12 protein-coding genes and 1 tRNA gene are annotated in these 15,763 nt (G+C 72.5%); 9 read left to right on the top strand and 4 right to left on the bottom strand.

Features of this window, described 5'->3' with window-relative positions:
- The first annotated feature begins 147 nt into the window (after nucleotides 1–147).
- The 5 genes from ACZ52R_RS00430 (at nucleotide 148) to ACZ52R_RS00450 (ending at nucleotide 7,345) form a co-directional block, all read left to right on the top strand.
- On the top strand, nucleotides 148–1,008 hold the full coding sequence (locus ACZ52R_RS00430) for a hypothetical protein (RefSeq protein WP_465752316.1): 861 nt from the start codon (nucleotides 148–150) through the stop codon (nucleotides 1,006–1,008).
- Nucleotides 1,005–1,805 (top strand): response regulator, encoded by an 801-nt coding sequence (locus ACZ52R_RS00435; protein WP_465752318.1) that lies wholly within the window; start codon nucleotides 1,005–1,007, stop codon nucleotides 1,803–1,805. Before ACZ52R_RS00430 ends, ACZ52R_RS00435 begins: the two co-directional genes overlap by 4 nt.
- Entirely contained in the window at nucleotides 1,802–3,016 is a 1,215-nt protein-coding gene (locus ACZ52R_RS00440; RefSeq protein ID WP_465752320.1) for a sensor histidine kinase, read from the top strand. The genes ACZ52R_RS00435 and ACZ52R_RS00440 overlap by 4 nt, the downstream gene beginning before the upstream one ends.
- A gap of 126 nt (nucleotides 3,017–3,142) precedes the next feature.
- Nucleotides 3,143–4,681, top strand: a complete 1,539-nt coding sequence (locus ACZ52R_RS00445) for a sigma-70 family RNA polymerase sigma factor (RefSeq protein ID WP_465615889.1) — start codon at nucleotides 3,143–3,145, stop codon at nucleotides 4,679–4,681.
- A 294-nt stretch (nucleotides 4,682–4,975) separates the two neighbouring features.
- The gene (locus tag ACZ52R_RS00450) at nucleotides 4,976–7,345 is read left to right on the top strand and encodes a non-reducing end alpha-L-arabinofuranosidase family hydrolase (protein WP_465752322.1); all 2,370 of its coding nucleotides are present in this window, start codon (nucleotides 4,976–4,978) and stop codon (nucleotides 7,343–7,345) included.
- A gap of 111 nt (nucleotides 7,346–7,456) precedes the next feature.
- Here ACZ52R_RS00450 and ACZ52R_RS00455 read toward each other — a convergent pair whose 3' ends face one another.
- Nucleotides 7,457–9,211, bottom strand: coding sequence for an RICIN domain-containing protein (locus tag ACZ52R_RS00455; RefSeq protein ID WP_465625393.1), 1,755 nt, complete (start codon nucleotides 9,209–9,211; stop codon nucleotides 7,457–7,459).
- Nucleotides 9,212–9,374: 163 nt separating this feature from the next.
- On the opposite strand from ACZ52R_RS00455, the gene ACZ52R_RS00460 reads away from it, so the two are divergent.
- On the top strand, nucleotides 9,375–9,548 hold the full coding sequence (locus ACZ52R_RS00460; protein WP_465664003.1) for a hypothetical protein: 174 nt from the start codon (nucleotides 9,375–9,377) through the stop codon (nucleotides 9,546–9,548).
- Between the two features lie 208 nt (nucleotides 9,549–9,756).
- On the opposite strand, the gene ACZ52R_RS00465 is transcribed toward ACZ52R_RS00460, so the two are convergent.
- Nucleotides 9,757–9,830 (bottom strand) — tRNA-Thr (locus tag ACZ52R_RS00465).
- Between the two features lie 282 nt (nucleotides 9,831–10,112).
- Here ACZ52R_RS00465 and ACZ52R_RS00470 point away from each other — a divergent pair.
- The 3 genes from ACZ52R_RS00470 to ACZ52R_RS00480 all read left to right on the top strand — a co-directional run bounded on the left by ACZ52R_RS00470 (nucleotide 10,113) and on the right by ACZ52R_RS00480 (nucleotide 12,728).
- On the top strand, nucleotides 10,113–11,210 hold the full coding sequence (locus ACZ52R_RS00470) for an ABC transporter ATP-binding protein (protein ID WP_465625349.1): 1,098 nt from the start codon (nucleotides 10,113–10,115) through the stop codon (nucleotides 11,208–11,210).
- A gap of 192 nt (nucleotides 11,211–11,402) precedes the next feature.
- The gene (locus ACZ52R_RS00475) at nucleotides 11,403–11,846 is read left to right on the top strand and encodes a hypothetical protein (protein WP_360495858.1); all 444 of its coding nucleotides are present in this window, start codon (nucleotides 11,403–11,405) and stop codon (nucleotides 11,844–11,846) included.
- Between the two features lie 45 nt (nucleotides 11,847–11,891).
- A complete protein-coding gene (locus tag ACZ52R_RS00480) occupies nucleotides 11,892–12,728 on the top strand; it encodes a nucleotidyltransferase family protein (RefSeq protein ID WP_360495861.1) in 837 nt (278 codons plus the stop codon).
- Nucleotides 12,729–12,832: 104 nt separating this feature from the next.
- Here ACZ52R_RS00480 and ACZ52R_RS00485 read toward each other — a convergent pair whose 3' ends face one another.
- Complete coding sequence (locus ACZ52R_RS00485) at nucleotides 12,833–14,500, bottom strand: DoxX family protein (protein WP_465625346.1); 1,668 nt, start codon at nucleotides 14,498–14,500, stop codon at nucleotides 12,833–12,835.
- A gap of 168 nt (nucleotides 14,501–14,668) precedes the next feature.
- On the bottom strand, nucleotides 14,669–15,661 hold the full coding sequence (gene rlmB, locus ACZ52R_RS00490) for a 23S rRNA (guanosine(2251)-2'-O)-methyltransferase RlmB (protein WP_360495867.1): 993 nt from the start codon (nucleotides 15,659–15,661) through the stop codon (nucleotides 14,669–14,671).
- Nucleotides 15,662–15,763 lie beyond the last annotated feature (102 nt).

Below are 15,763 nucleotides of genomic sequence, written 5' to 3' on the forward strand. Positions count from 1 at the left end.
GACCCGACCTGCCCGTCGTCCCGGCCTGACCCGCGCCGCTCCGGCCCGGGCGGAACCGCGGGCCGCCGTCCGGGCGACCTACCACCAGGACGGCCACGGGGCGACGAACCGGCACCGCGCCGCAGACCAGGAGGACGAACACCGACCGTGGCAGCACCACCCGCACCCCGTCGCCGGCCCGGCGCCGTCCCCGTGGCGGCCCTGGCCGGCCTGGTCGTTCTCCTCGCCCTCGCCGCCCTGGCCTTCGGCCGGGCCACCCCCGGCGGCCTGCGGGACCAGGGCCCGGCCCGGGCCGTCACGCCATCGCCCGTCCCCCGGCCGCTGTGGCCGAACCTGGCCTCCTCGCAGTCGACGCCCCCGTCCGACACCGGGGCCGGCGGCGCCACCCAGGCGCCACCGCAGCCCGTACCGGACCTGACCGTCCCAGGGCGCGACATCACCGCGCTCGACGTCCGCACCGTCCTCGCCAAGGACCCGGCGGTGACCCCGGAGGAGCGGCAGGCGCTCGGCTCCTGCACCGGGTGCGAGGTCCGCAGCCCCGAGTTCCGCGACCTCACCGGGGACGGACGGCTCTCGCTGATCACCACCGTCAGCACCCCCGGGCCGGTGGTGCTGCACGTCTACACCCTCGCCCCCACCGAGGACCGGCTCCTGCCCGTCCTGCGGGTGCAGGTCCAACGGACCTTCAGCGCCGAGACCATCGGCTCCGAACTGTGGCTGTACGAGTCGACCAGCGTCTACGTCCGCACCAGCAGCCACTACCGCTGGGACGGGGTCAGGCTCGTCCTGCTGGAACGCAAGGACGAAGGCCTCGGCGTGCTGCCGCCCACCGGCCCGGACAGCGCCCAGCCGCCCAGCGCCACCCCCAGGTCCCCCGCGTCGCCGGCCCGCTCCCCCGTCGTCGGACCGCCGGAACCGGCCCCCGGCGCGGCCGTCCCCTCCGCGCGCGCGGCCCGCCCGACCTCCCAGCCCGCCGCCCCCACCGCGACCCCGGAGCCGAAGCGATGACCGCCCCCGCCCACCCGCACATCCTCCTGGTCGAGGACGACGAGGTGATCCGCGAGGCCACCCGGATGGCCCTGGAGCGCTACGGCTTCCCGGTCACCACCGCCGCCGACGGCCTGGAGGGCCTGGAGGCCTTCCACGCCGTCCGGCCCGACCTGCTCCTGCTGGACGTCATGCTGCCGCTGCTCGACGGGGTCGGCCTCTGCCGCCGGATCCGCGAGGAGAGCCAGCTGCCGATCCTGATGATGTCCGCGCGCACCGACCCGGTGGACGTGGTCTCCGGGCTGGAGGCCGGCGCGGACGACTACGTCGTCAAGCCCTTCGAGAGCGCCGTCCTGGTCGCCCGGATCCGTACGGTGCTGCGCCGCATCCGCGTCGTCCCGGCGGCCGACGCGCCCGGCATCCCCTCGGCCGACTCCCCGGCAGCCGGCTCCCCCACAGTCGGCATCCCCGCAGCCGCGACCGACGCCCCGCAGCCCCCGGACGCCCCTGCGCCCCCGTCCTCCGCCGCCGTCCGCAGCTTCGACGGCCTGCGAGTGGACACCGACAGCATGGAGGTGCGGGTCGACGACCGCCTCGTCCCGCTCACCCCCACCGAACTGCGGCTGCTGCTGGAGTTCACCGCCGCGCCCGGCATCGTGCTGGAGCGCTCCACCCTGCTCGAACGGGTCTGGGACTACGAGTGGGGCGCCGACACCCGGGTCGTGGACGTCCACGTGCAGCGGCTGCGCGCCAAGATCGGCTCCGGCCGGATCGAGACCGTCCGCGGGTTCGGCTACAAGCTGCGGCGCCCGGCATGACCCTGCGCCGCCAGATCGCCACCGCCGTCGCCGCCATCTCCGTCCTGGTCGCGGTGGCCGTCGGCCTGCTGGTCCACCAGGCGATGATCCGTCAGCACGTCGACCAGGCCCGCGCCACCGCGCTCGCCGCCCTCGACTCGGCCCTGACCGACTACGGCCGCAACCGCGAACTGGCCGGCCGGGGCGCCGCGCTGGACGACCCCACCCTGCCCGGCCCCCTGCGCACCCTCGCCGGGGGCGGCCGGCAGGGCTCGCTGCTCGCGGCCGACGGGAAGGGCGAGTCGATGTGGGCGGCCTCCCCGGTCCAGGACGGGGTGCTCTCCGTCCGGGTGGACTTCGCCCAGGACCGGCAGGCCATCGCCGACCTGGACCGGATCATCCTGCTCACCGTCGTCGCCGCGGTCTTCACCACCGTGCTGGCCGGCGTGCTCGTCGCGGACCGGATCAGCCGCCGCCTGCGCACCGCCGCCACGGCCGCCCGGGGCATCGCCGCCGGCGGGACGGACACCCGGATCGGCGAACTCGTCGACGGCAAGGACGAGGTCGCCGACCTCGCCGCCGCCGTCGACCTGATGTCCCGCACCCTGCACCGCCGCCTCGCCGACGAGCAGCGCTTCACCGCCGACGTCGCCCACGAGCTGCGCACCCCGCTCACCGGCCTCGTCACGGCCGCCGAACTGCTGCCGCCCGGCCGCCCCACCCAGCTCGTCCAGAACCGGGTCCAAGCCCTGCGCGGCCTGGTCGAGGACCTCCTGGAGGTCTCCCGCCTCGACGCGGACGCCGAGTCCCCCGACCTCTGCGCCGTCCCCCTGGAACGCGCGGTGCGCCGTACCGTCTCCCTCACCGGACTGGACGTCACGGTCGAGGTCACCGAAGCCACCGCCGACCGGCAGGTCCGCACCGACCTGCGCCGACTGGACCGCATCCTCGGCAACCTGATCCTCAACGCCCACCGCCACGGCGCCGCCCCGGTCCACCTCCACGTCGACGGCCACCGCATCGCCGTCCGCGACCACGGCCCCGGCTACCCCGACGACCTGCTCCGGCACGGCCCCCAGCGCTTCCGCACCAACGTCCCCGAACGCGGCCGCGGCCACGGCCTCGGCCTCACCATCGCCACCGGCCACACCCGCGTCATCGGCGCCACCCTCACCTTCGCCAACCACCCCGCCGGCGGCGCCCTCGCCACCCTCACCCTCCCACCCGACTGACACCCCGGGCCGGTCCGTGACCCATGGCACGGGCCTCGGCCGCCTTTGGCCGCAGTCCTTTGCCGACGCTAAGGTGTGGCGCCTACGCGGCGGATCGCTCCCCTGAGGAAGGTTGGGATGGGGCTCATGGATGCAGACCACGCGGGGCTGGTGGTCGCGGCGCAGGCCGGTGACGACCGGGCGCGCGAGGAGCTGATCGCCGCGTACCTGCCGTTGCTCTACAACATCGTCGGGCGTGCGCTGAGCGGACATGCCGACGTCGACGACGTCGTCCAGGAAGCCCTGCTGCGCGTGGTGCGCGACCTGCCTGCCCTGCGTGCCCCGGAGAGCTTCCGGTCCTGGCTGGTGTCGATCACGCTCCGTCAGATCAGTACCCACCGCCACCGGCAACGCGTCTTCGCCGGCCGGAGCGCGGTCATCGACGAGGCGCACCAGATACCGGACGCCGGCGCCGAATCCGAGGACATGACGATCCTGCGTCTGCACGTGTCGGACGAGCGCCGCCAGGTCGTCGAAGCCGGCCGGTGGCTCGACCCGGACCATCGGGTGCTGCTGTCGCTGTGGTGGCAGGAAGGCGCCGGCTCGCTGAGCCGTGACGACCTCGCCGCCGCGACGGGGCTCACGGCCGCCCACATCGGAGTGCGCCTGCAACGCATGCGCGAGCAGCTGGATCTGAGCCGGACGATCGTCGCCTCGCTGAACGCCGACCCGCGCTGTCCGCAGTTGGACGAGACCGTCGTCGGCTGGGACGGTCGCCCCGCATCGGTGTGGCGCAAGCGGATCGCGCGGCACACCCGCGGATGCCCGGTCTGCGCGGCGACAACGGCCGAACGGATTCCGGCCGAACTCCTGCTCCTCGGCGTCGCGCCGCTGGCGGTCCCGGCCGGGCTCATCGCCGCGCTGGCCGCCAAGGGCTTGCTGTCGGGTACGGCCGCGAGCGCCGCCGGCCTGGCCACGGCACAGGTCGCGGCAGGCACGGCGACGGGGGGAGGCGGCCTGCACAGCTCGCTGATCGCCAAACTCTCCGCGGTGACCGCTCATCCGCTGGTGAGCCTCGCCACCGGCGCGGTGCTCATCACCGGCGCCGCCACCACCTACGCGACCTGGCCCGAACCGGCGCCTCGGGTGCCCGGCGTCACCGCCGCTCCCACGGTCGGCAGTCCCACGCCGACCTCGCCGGGCACCACCACCTCGGCCGGACCGTCTCCGGTGAGCCCGTCCGCCATCGCAGCCGTGGTTCCGCTGGGCGCACAGTCGCTGGAGTCCGTGGACGACCCCGCCCTGTACCTCACGTACGCCGGCGACTTCGCGACGCTCGGCCGCGTCGACGCGTCCAGCAGCGCGCAGACCCGGCAGCGGGTCACCTTCACGGTCATCGGCGGCCTGGCCGACACCCGGTGCGTCACCTTCCGCGCCGCCGACGGCCGCTACCTGCGCCATCGCGACCTGCGGCTACGGCTGAGCACCGACGACGGCAGCGAGCTGTTCCGTGAGGACGCCACCTTCTGTCCGCTCCCCGGGGCGGTGGCCGGGTCGGTGACCCTGCACGCGCACAACTATCCCGGATCGGTCCTCCGCTACCGCGACGGTGGCATCTGGCTCGACGGCTCCGACGGCACTCGGGCCTTCGCCGGCCAGGCTTCCTTCATCATCCGCAAGGCCTGACGGGGACGACCAGGCCGCAGGGCTCGGCGTAACGCTTTCCGCCTGCGAGATGCATCACCGGGCAATCGTCCGGATCGCGCCACCTTTTTCGTTACGGGGCCGTGAGTCCGGAGGCCTCCCATGTGTGGGGTGCTCTTCCCGCCGCTCACCCTGACGGGCCGGCATGGGAGGTGCTTCCCCACTGAGGAATCCCCGGAAGAAAGCCGCTCCAATGATGCGACACACCCACGAACCCCCGGCCGAGGCGCGCACGATCGCGGCGCCAAGGGTGACCCGCAACCCGCGGGGAGAGTCATGAAGGGTCTGCACCGGCTCAGCCGGCGTCGCCAGGTAGTGGCGGTAGCAACGTCGGCCGCGGCGCTGGTGGCCGGTGTCGTGGCGCTCCTCCCCAATTCCGCCGGAGCCGCCGCCCTGGGTACCCAGGCGACCCCCTCCGGCAGGTACTTCGGCACCGCTGTGGCCGCCGGCCGGCTCGGGGACTCGACGTACACCGCGATCGCGGACCGGGAGTTCAACATGATCACCCCGGAGAACGAGATGAAGTGGGACGCGATCGAGCCGTCCCGCGGCAACTTCAACTTCGGGGGCGCCGACTCGATCGTCAACCACGCCTCGGCGCACGGCCAGCGGATGCGCGGCCACACCCTGGTCTGGCACTCGCAGCTCCCGTCCTGGGTCAGCTCCATCGGCGACGCGAACACCCTGCGCGGCGTGATGGACAATCACATCACCACCGAGATGTCCCACTACAAGGGCAAGATCTACGCCTGGGACGTCGTCAACGAGGCCTTCGCCGACGACGGCAGCGGCCGGCACCGCAGCTCGGTGTTCCAGAACGTGCTGGGCGACGGCTTCATCGAGGAGGCCTTCCGCACCGCCCGGAACGTCGACCCCTCGGCCAAGCTCTGCTACAACGACTACAACATCGAGAACTGGACCGACGCCAAGACCCAGGGCGTCTACACCATGGTCAAGGACTTCAAGTCCCGCGGCGTGCCGATCGACTGCGTCGGCTTCCAGAGCCACTTCGGCGCCGGCGGCCCGCCGTCCAACTTCCGGACCACACTGTCCGACTTCGCCGCTCTGGGCGTTGACGTCCAGCTCACCGAGCTCGACATCGCCCAGGCGTCCACCACCGCGTACGCCAACGCGGTGAACGCCTGCCTGTCCGTCGCCCGGTGCACCGGCATCACGGTATGGGGCATCCGCGACAGCGACTCCTGGCGCAGTGGCGAGAACCCGCTGCTGTTCGACCGCAACGGCAACCCCAAGCCCGCCTACACCGCCGTCATGAACGCCTTCAAGGCCGCCTCCGGCACCGGAACGGGTGGGACGGGCGGAGGGAGCGGCACCGGGGAGATCAAGGGCGTCGCCTCCGGTCGTTGCATCGACATCAACGGCTTCACCACCGTCAACGACACCCAGGCGCAGCTGTGGGACTGCAACGGACAGACCAACCAGCGGTGGACCTACACCTCGGGCAAGCAGCTGATGGTCTACGGAAAGAAGTGCCTGGCCGCCAAGGCCAAGGGCACCAGCAATGGCACGGCAGCGGTCATCGGGGACTGCAACGGCGGCGCCGACCAGCAGTGGAACATCAACGCGGACGGCTCGATCGCCGGCGTCCGGTCCGGGCTGTGCCTCGACGCCGTCGGCGCGGGCACCGCCAACGCCACCAAGATCCAGCTGTACACCTGCTGGTCCGGCGGCAGCAACCAGAAGTGGGCCGGCCTGTCCGGGACGTCGACCCCGCCGGGCGGCACGTGTGCCCTGCCGTCGACGTACCGCTGGTCGTCGACCGGTGCGTTGGCGCAGCCGGCGAACGGGTGGGCCTCGGTGAAGGACTTCACGGACGTGGTCTACAACGGCAAGCACCTGGTCTACGCGTCGAACGTGAACGGGTCGTCGTACGGCTCGATGATGTTCAGTCCCTTCTCGAACTGGTCGGACATGGCGTCGGCCGGCCAGAGCGGGATGGGCCAGGCCGCGGTGGCGCCCACGCTGTTCTACTTCGCGCCCAAGAACATCTGGGTGCTGGCGTACCAGTGGGGTGCGTGGCCGTTCATCTACCGCACGTCGAGCGACCCCACCAACCCCAACGGGTGGTCCGCGCCGCAGCCGCTGTTCACCGGCGGCATTCCGGGCGCTGCCCCGATCGACCAGACCCTGATCGCCGACGACCAGAACATGTACCTGTTCTTCGCCGGTGACAACGGCAGCATCTACCGGGCGAGCATGCCGATCGGGAACTTCCCTGGCAACTTCGGCTCGTCGTACACGACGGTCATGAGCGATACGGTGAAGAACCTGTTCGAGGCGCCGCAGGTCTACAAGGTCCAGGGCCAGAACCAGTACCTCATGATCGTCGAGGCCCGGGGTGCGAACGAGCAGCGCTACTTCCGCTCGTTCACGGCCTCCAGCCTCAGCGGCGCGTGGACCCCGCAGGCCGCCAGCGAGAGCAACCCCTTCGCCGGCAAGGCCAACAGCGGCGCCACCTGGACCAACGACATCAGCCACGGTGACCTGGTCCGCAACAACCCCGACCAGACCATGACCATCGACCCCTGCAACCTGCAGTTCCTCTACCAGGGCAAGTCCCCCACCGCGACCGGCCCCTACGACCAACTGCCGTACCGGCCGGGCCTCCTCACCCTGCAGCACTGACCGATACCCACCACATCAAGGAACCCCAGCCGTGCGTCGGCTGGGGTTCCTTGATGCGAGATGACCATCGGCGCCCACGGCGAAGGGAAGGGGCCGACAGGCTGCGTGCGGCTACTTGAGCGCCGTACCACCCGAGTTGTGGTACGCGATCGTCTTGTTGATCAGGTTCCCGCCGTCGGACTCGACCCCTGTCTGTTCCTGCTGGCCCGCACCGAACAGGAGGCCAGCGATATGCGCGTTCGCCACCTGGTCCATGTGCGCGAAGAACCAGTCCACCTTGTCGTCCTTGTAGTGGTTGAGGGTGTTGTTCTGCGCCATGTTGCCCACGGGGATCTGCCACAGGACCACCGGCTTGCCCACCGACTCGGCCATCGTCTTGTAGAAGCCCAGCGCGGCAGCGGCCTTCTGGTCGGTCCAGAAGGTGTCACGGCCGCCGTGCGCCGGCTGTGCGTACCAGCCCGCGTCGCGGTCCACCACATCGGTGGCCAGGAAGTCGGCGTTCTTCGCCCCGAGGTCCGCGTAGTCCTTGACGCATCCCTGGACGTTGGTCTGCCAGTCCCAGCAGGTGAGGTGGAACCCCGCGCCCGTGTTCGGCGCGTACTTGTGCGCCATCGCTATCAGGCAACCGGCGAGTCCGGCGGCGCTGTTCTCCTGCGATCCGCAGTCCGTCGGATTCGCTGCCGTGACCTGCGCGGCGACCTGGTGCGGATTGCCGAGCGAGCGGACGTAGCCCCAGAAGTCGGGCTCGATGTCGATCATGTCGTGGTTGTTGCCGATCTTCTGGAGGAAGAACCGGTAGTCGTTCATGTAGCGGGTGAGCAGGTCGGCCTTGTTGATGGCGACGACCTCGCCCGGGCCGTCGCCCTGGCCCGCCGCATCCCCGAGGTCGCGCAACGAGTACCAGGTCCAGAAGTTCTTCTGCGGCCGCGGCTTGCCCTGGTACGTCGCCTGGGCCGCATGGGTGTCGCCCCAGGTCACGTAGTTGCCGGGCGCCGTGGTGTTGCCGCCCCAGCAGCCCCACCAGCTCGTCCACGCGGCCTGGCAGAGCGCTGCCGAATAGTAGGCCGACGAGGGCGCGGGCTGGCTGTGCACATAGGCGTATCGCACGTCGAACGGCGCGGCGGTCGCCGAGGCGTCGGACATCGAGCCGCCGATGAGCACCGTGCTGCTGCCCATGAAACGTGTCGCCGAGGCGCCGCTACCGCCGGCGGCCGGAGACGGCGCCGACGGCGGGCGGGTCCCGCTCGTAGCCTGGCCTGTCGCAGTGCCGCCGCCCGGCGTGGCAGCCGTGGTGGGCACGGCGGGGCTGGGGGTGCTGGGGGTGGGGGTGCTGGGGGTGGGGGTGCTGTCGGAGCCCGCCGCGCTCCCGGTGCCGCCGGCGTTCCCGACCGGGACGAGCAGCCACTGCTGGTTGGCGCCACCCCAGTCGTGGTACTGGGCGACGCGGCCCCCGTCGGTCTTGGAACCGCTCTGGACCTCGACGGCCATGCCACTGAAGCGGTTGATCAGACGCAGGTAGCCGTCCGGCGACTTCTCCAGGTGGAACTGCTGGTTGGCGCCGTTCAGGTCGCGCCACTGCACCAGGCCGGAGCCGGCGGTCTTCGACCAGCCGTAGTCGTCCAGCACCTTGCCGGAGTTGCGGTTCTGCAGCCGGTAGTTCCCGTCACCCGCGTCGATGAACCGCCACTGCTGGTTGGCCCCGTCGTGACGGCCCCACTGCACCACCGCAGCACCGTCGTTCGTGGCGTAACGGAGGCCGTCCAGCACCTCGCCGCTGTTGCGGTTGACCAGCATGTACCAGGGCTTCGTGTCCACGTCCACGGTTCCCGCCGAGGCCGTGTTGACCACGACCACGGAGCCGCCCACGACAGCAAGGCCGACGGCCGCCCAGAAACCCCGACGCTGGTACAACCGGCGGCGACGATGCGTCTGCCGCTGACCCGGTAGGGCCGAGCGGAACGACGGACGACCACGGCGTCCGTGGTCGCCGGGGGGAGACGCCTCCGACGGCGTGGAGGGGCGAGGGGACATGTCGGTGCTCTCTTTCAGCCGCTTCCTCCGGCCGGACCACCCGGCCGGACGACACCTGGTTGTCACCGGCCCCGAAAAGGTTGCCGCGGCCCGCGAGAATCCCTTCCCGGCCGCGCGCCAGGCGGCGATCACCTCGCCGGGAGGGGCGGCGGCCAGGGCGGAAAGCAGCTGACTGCCACTCAGTCGGTCGGCGACGGTGGGCACCGGGGGCCGCCCGGCCCGCCGCACGGTACCGGCCGAACACAGGGACGAGGTCGCGCTCGACGCGCCACCATCCTCGCCCCGCCCACCCGCCGAAGCGGGGGTCGCTCAGATCCACGTAGACGCGAAGAAGGCCGCCGATCTGCCCTTTCGGGCAGATCGGCGGCCTTCCATTTCGGAGCCCCCTGTCGGGTTCGAACCGACGACCCCCGCTTTACAAGAGCGGTGCTCTGGCCAACTGAGCTAAGGAGGCACGGTGACCGTCCGCGAGGGATCACGGCGGCACCGGGGGCAGTCTACCGGGCCGCGGTGGCGGCGTGGTGGGATATCCGGGGGTTGGTGGGGTGGGGCGGGCGTGATGGAACCGATGCCGAAATCGGGTCGGTGGGGGCTGACAAGCCGCGGAAGCGCAGGTAGCGTCGCCGGGAGTCGGTTCGTGTAGTGGTTCAGACCACTGACGGGGCGACGGAGCAAGCACACACCCCTTTACTCGGATCGTCCGGCACGTTCCTGCCGGTGAAGGAGAGCAACAACCATGGCTTCTGTCACGTACGACCAGGCGACCCGCATCTACCCCGGGGCGGACAAGCCGTCCGTGGACGCGCTGGACCTGGAGATCGCGGACGGCGAGTTCCTCGTGCTGGTCGGCCCCTCGGGCTGCGGCAAGTCGACCAGCCTGCGCATGCTGGCCGGTCTGGAGGACGTCAACACGGGCTCGATCCGCATCGGCGACCGGGACGTCACCCACCTGCCGCCGAAGGACCGGGACATCGCGATGGTGTTCCAGAACTACGCGCTCTACCCGCACATGACCGTCGCCGAGAACATGGGCTTCGCGCTCAAGATCGCCGGCGTGAACAAGTCGGAGATCCGCACCAAGGTCGAGGAGGCCGCGAAGATCCTCGACCTCACCGAGTACCTGGACCGCAAGCCGAAGGCGCTCTCCGGCGGTCAGCGCCAGCGTGTCGCGATGGGCCGGGCGATCGTCCGCCAGCCGCAGGTCTTCCTGATGGACGAGCCGCTGTCGAACCTGGACGCCAAGCTCCGCGTCTCGACCCGTACCCAGATCGCCGGCCTGCAGCGCCGTCTGGGCATCACCACGGTGTACGTCACCCACGACCAGACCGAGGCGCTCACCATGGGCGACCGGGTCGCGGTGCTCAAGGACGGTCTGCTGCAGCAGGTCGACACCCCGCGCAACATGTACGACAAGCCCGCCAACCTGTTCGTGGCCGGCTTCATCGGCTCGCCGGCCATGAACCTGGTCGAGGTGCCGCTGGTCGACGGCGGCGTGAAGTTCGGCGGCTCGGTCGTCAACATCTCGCGCGAGAACCTGGCCGGCGCCGGCTCCGACAAGACGGTGACCGTCGGCGTCCGCCCCGAGCACTTCGAGATCGTCCCGGCGGGCGGCATCGAGGGCGTCGCGGTGACCGTGAACGTGGTCGAGGAGCTCGGCTCGGACGGCTTCGTCTACGGCACCACCAAGATCGGCGGCGAGGACAGGGACCTGGTCGTCCGCGTGCCCGGCCGCCAGATCCCGGCCCGCGGCGAGACCATCCACGTGGTGCCGATCGCCAACGAGACCCACGTCTTCGCGACCGGCACCGGCAAGCGCCTGAGCGTCTGCGACTGACGCAGCCGACCCGGCCGGCAACTGCCGACTCGGCTGATGAGCACGACGGAGCCCGTCGGACCCTCCCCGGTCCGGCGGGCTCCGTCCGTACACCCCCGCGTCAACACGACGTGGGGACGAACCCGGACACTGTGTCACTCGATGGTGTAACGGAGGGCGATCCGGCCCGTACCCACCGCTACTCTCCTGAGGGTGAAGCAGCTTGTGCGCCGTATCGGCCAGACCGTCGCCCTGACCCTGCCGGTCGTCCTGGTGACCACCGGCACCCTCGCCGTGACCCGGGTCCCGTGGGCCCCGCCGACCGGGCTAGACCAGCAGGTGGTGGCGGCGTCCAGCGGCGACGGCGCCGGGATCGGACGCTCCACCACCGCGGCCAAGACCGCCGACGGGCTCGCCCCGCAGGAGTCCCTGCGGGTGGCCCTGCTGGACGAGCTGCGGGCGAAGAACCCGTCCGCCGCGCTGGACCTGCTGGAGCGCTCGATGCGCGAGCAGCCCTCGCTGACGCCGTACTGCACCTCGCTGGCCACCGAACTGGGCAAGGCGGCGGTGCGCAAGTACCAGGGCGACGTCCAGCGGGCCCGTTCCTTCGCCCGCCCGGTCTGCGACGGGGCGTTCGCGGCGGGCGTGGTGGGTTGACGCTCGTCCGGTCCGTGGCCGGGGCGGCGGCCCTATTGTTCAGACATGACCGCTGACTCCGGCCCCACCGCCGACCTCACGTCCCCGAGCTCCCCCCAGTCCGCGAACTCCCTCCAGTCCGCGAACTCCCCGCAGCCGCACCCGCCCCGGCCGACCTCGACGCCGGTCACCCAGGCCGTCATCCTGGCCGGCGGCCAGGGCTCCCGGCTGCGCCCCTACACGGACGACCGCCCGAAGCCGCTGGTCGAGATCCCGGGGACGGGTACGCCGATCCTCGGGCACCAGCTGGCCTGGCTCGCCGCCGAGGGCGTCACCGATGTCGTGGTCTCCTGCGGGCACCTCGCCGACGTGCTGGAGGAGTGGCTGGACAAGGCGGACCTGCCGCTGCGGGTGCGTACGGTGGTCGAGGCGGAGCCGCTCGGGCGCGGCGGCGGGCTCAAGTACGCGGCCAAGGCGCTGCCCCGCTCGGACGAGCCCTGGTACGCCACGAACGGCGACATCTGGACCCGCTTCAGCCTGCGCGACATGGCGGCCTTCCACCACGAGCGGGACGCCGTCGCGACGCTCGCGCTGGCCCGGCCGCGGATCCCGTGGGGCGCCGTGGAGACCGACCAGTTCGGCAACGTGCTGGACTTCATCGAGGCGCCGCCCTCGCCCTTCCTGATCAACGCCGGCCTGTACGTGTTCAGCCCGGAGTTCGCCGAGCTGCTGCCGGACGTGGGCGACCACGAGCGCACGACCTTCCCCCAACTCGCCCGCAGCAAGCGGCTGGCGGGCTACCAGCTGCCGCAGGGCGTGTACTGGCGCGCGATCGACACCGCCAAGGACCTCACCGAGGCGGCCAAGGAGCTCGCGGCCGGCGCCGGCCGCGCGCCCCAGTAGCAACGGCCTTCAGCAACCAGGGCGCGACAACGGCGGCGCCACGAAACGCCGGTCGGCCGGGTGCTCCCCCACGGAGCACCCGGCCGACCGGCGTGACCGGGGCCTCAGGTCGCGGTCGGGGCCCCCGGGCGGGAGGCGCGGCCGTCGCCGGACAGGTCGGCCAGCGGCGCGCTGCCCAGCACCCCGCCGAGCAGCCCGGCGCCGGAGCTCGGACTGGACTTGGGCGCCGAGCCCGAGCCGCCGGGGCCCGGGGTGCTGCGCTGGACGGGCGCGGAGCCGCCGGACCCGGCGGACGGGGCGGCGGGTGCCGGGGAGGCGCCCGTCCCGGTCTCCGCCCTGCCGGAGTGTGTCTTGCCGCTCGGCGTCGGGGTGGCCGGCTTGGTGGCCGGCGCGGTGGCGCTCGGCGTCGGGGTGGCCGGGCGCGGGGCGGCGGGCGAGGGCGAGGTGGACGGGGCCTTGCCGGCCGGGGCGCCGGACGGGCCGCCGGCCGGCCACACCGGGGTGCCGTAGTCGGTGGCCGGGCGGGTCGGCGCCTGGTGCGCGCGGGCGCCGGTGCGGACGGCGGCGCCGAGCATCGAGCCGAGCAGCAGGGTCAGGCCGACGACGACCGTGGTGACCACCGTGCCCCGGCGCAGCACCCGGCGGCGCAGTGCCCCGGGCGCGTCCGCGCCGAACCGCCGCCAGGCCTCCAGGTTGAGCCGGCCGTCGAGCGAGGCGAACGGCGCCCCGGCGATCAGCAGCGGGCTCCACGCCGCGAGGAAGATCAGATCGGGTGTGTCGTAGACCGGGACAGACCGCCAGCTGACGGTGAACAGCAGCACGGCGGAGAGCGTCATCGCCGCCCCGGCCGCGAGCCGCTGCCAGAGGCCGAGGACGGTCAGCACGCCGACCACGATCTCGGTGAACGACACCACCAGGCCGGCGCCCACGGGGTGCGCCATGGCGAAGGCCAGCAGCGGCTCGGCGACCTTCCAGGGGTGCAGCGAGGAGAGCCAGCGCATCATCGAGCCGCGCTCGCCGCCGTCGAAGTACACCGGGTCGCACAGCTTGCTGAACCCGGCGTAGACCGAGAGCGAGCCGAGGACGGCGCGCAGTGGCAGCAGCACCAGGCCGAGGTCGACCCGTCGGCCGGGGTACCAGGGCTGCTTGCCTTCGGCGTCGGCGGCGCAGACCTCGGGCAGTTCGCCGCTCGGGGTCCAGCCGTGCGGCTCGCCGACCGGGCCGACGCCCGCGTCGGTGGCGGTGCCGTTGCCCTCGCGGGGCTGGCGCGGGACGGTCCGGGCGCCGACGAGGGACGGGATCACCTGGGTGTCCGCCTCGGCCAGGCCGACGCCGCCGCGCCCCGGAGCGCCGCCCTGGCGCACCGCTTCCAGCAGCTGGGTGGCCGCGAGGTCGCCGGGGGGCGCCTGGCCGGTCCAGGTGACGGCGGTGACCCGGCCCTTGCGGCGCGGTGCGCCGCCGGCCACTGCCCCGGCCCCGGCCAGCGCCGGGACGGCGGAGGCGGGCACGACGACCTGCGGGGTGACCAGCGGACGGCGGATCAGGCCCTGGTTGGCGTACGGGTCGCCGAACGCGGCGCCGGTGGACAGCAGTCCGGCCGGAGCCTCGATGAGCGGCGCCACCGGAGCGCCGAGCCGGAGCCGGAAGCTCGCCTGGGTGATGCTGAGCCGCGCCGGGTCCGACTCCACCTTGACCGTGTTGAGGCCCGGGCCCGCGTCTATCCCGGTGCTGCCGCCGCCGAACAGGGGGCGCCGAGGTGTTCTGGTGTCCACGCCCGTCTAACCGGGTGACGGCCGCTTAGGACACTCTCCCGGGTGGATGTCCGGCGCACACTTGAAGTGATCATGAAAAAAGCGATCGGACCCGGTCGGGCCCGATCGCCTTTCACTCGGGTTGCGGGCAATTCGGAAGATCGCCTGCGCCCCGCCCGTCAAACGTGCTCAGCGCTTGGCGCGCATCCGGGCGGCCTCGTACAGCACGATGCCCGCCGCGACACCGGCGTTCAGCGACTCGGTCAGGCCGGACATCGGGATCCGCACCCGCATGTCGCAGGTCTCCGAGACCAGCCGGGACAGGCCCTTGCCCTCGCTGCCCGCGACGATCACCACGGGACCCTTCAGCAGCTCCAGGTCGCCCAGCTCGGCCTCGCCGTCGGCGGCCAGGCCGACCACCATCAGGCCGGCCTTCTGGTACGCCTCCAGGGTGCGGGTCAGGTTGGTGGCCCGGGCGACGGGCAGCCGGGCCGCGGCGCCGGAGGAGGTCTTCCAGGCACCGGCGGTCATGCCGGCCGCGCGGCGCTCGGGGATGACCACGCCGTGCGCGCCGAAGGCGGCGGCGGAGCGGACCACGGCGCCCAGGTTGCGCGAGTCGGTGACCCCGTCCAGCGCGATGATCAGCGCGTCCTGGCCGGCGTCGGCGGCCTCCGCCAGCAGGTCCTCGGGGTGCGCGTACTCGTACGGCGGGACCTGGAGCACCAGGCCCTGGTGGTTCATCCCGCCGGTCATCTGGTCGAGCTGGGGGCGCGGGGCCTCCATCAGCGGGATGCCGCGGTCGTTGGCGGCCTGGAAGGCGTCGCGGACCCGGTCGTCGGTGTCGATGAACTGCTGGACGTACAGCGCGTTGGCCGGCACGTCACCCTTCAGGGCCTCGACCACCGAGTTGCGGCCGAAGACCAGTTCGGCGCTGCCCGCGCCGCCGCGGCCACCGCGACCGCCGGCACCGGCCCGGCGCATGCCGGCGCGGGCCTTGGCGTCCCGCTCGCGCTTGATCGCGGCGTTGGCGGCGCGCTGCTTCGGGTGGCCCTTGCGCTCCTCCCCGGGCGGGGTCGGGCCCTTGCCCTGGAGCGCCTTCCGGCTGTGCCCGCCGGTACCGACAGCCGCACCCTTCTTCGATCCGGGGTTGCGACGGTTCCTGCGCTGGCTGTTGCCGGCCATGGCTGTACTTCCTGTCTGTCCGGCATGCCCCGGCCGCCCCGTTCTGTCCGGCGGCGGCCGACGGCATGCGCTACGTCATGCGGGAGGGCCGCACCGGTCCGG

The organism is Kitasatospora sp. NPDC034023 (assembly GCF_055575795.1).

Bases quoted from the DNA above. Each gene is read 5' to 3' on its own strand.
- ACZ52R_RS00435 (WP_465752318.1), top strand. From the start codon at position 1,005: ATGACCGCCCCCGCCCACCCGCACATCCTCCTGGTCGAGGACGACGAG.
- ACZ52R_RS00460 (WP_465664003.1), top strand. From the start codon at position 9,375: ATGTCGGTGCTCTCTTTCAGCCGCTTCCTCCGGCCGGACCACCCGGCC.
- ACZ52R_RS00445 (WP_465615889.1), top strand. From the start codon at position 3,143: ATGGATGCAGACCACGCGGGGCTGGTGGTCGCGGCGCAGGCCGGTGAC.
- ACZ52R_RS00450 (WP_465752322.1), top strand. From the start codon at position 4,976: ATGAAGGGTCTGCACCGGCTCAGCCGGCGTCGCCAGGTAGTGGCGGTA.
- ACZ52R_RS00470 (WP_465625349.1), top strand. From the start codon at position 10,113: ATGGCTTCTGTCACGTACGACCAGGCGACCCGCATCTACCCCGGGGCG.
- rlmB (WP_360495867.1), bottom strand. From the start codon at position 15,661: ATGGCCGGCAACAGCCAGCGCAGGAACCGTCGCAACCCCGGATCGAAG.
- ACZ52R_RS00440 (WP_465752320.1), top strand. From the start codon at position 1,802: ATGACCCTGCGCCGCCAGATCGCCACCGCCGTCGCCGCCATCTCCGTC.
- ACZ52R_RS00480 (WP_360495861.1), top strand. From the start codon at position 11,892: ATGACCGCTGACTCCGGCCCCACCGCCGACCTCACGTCCCCGAGCTCC.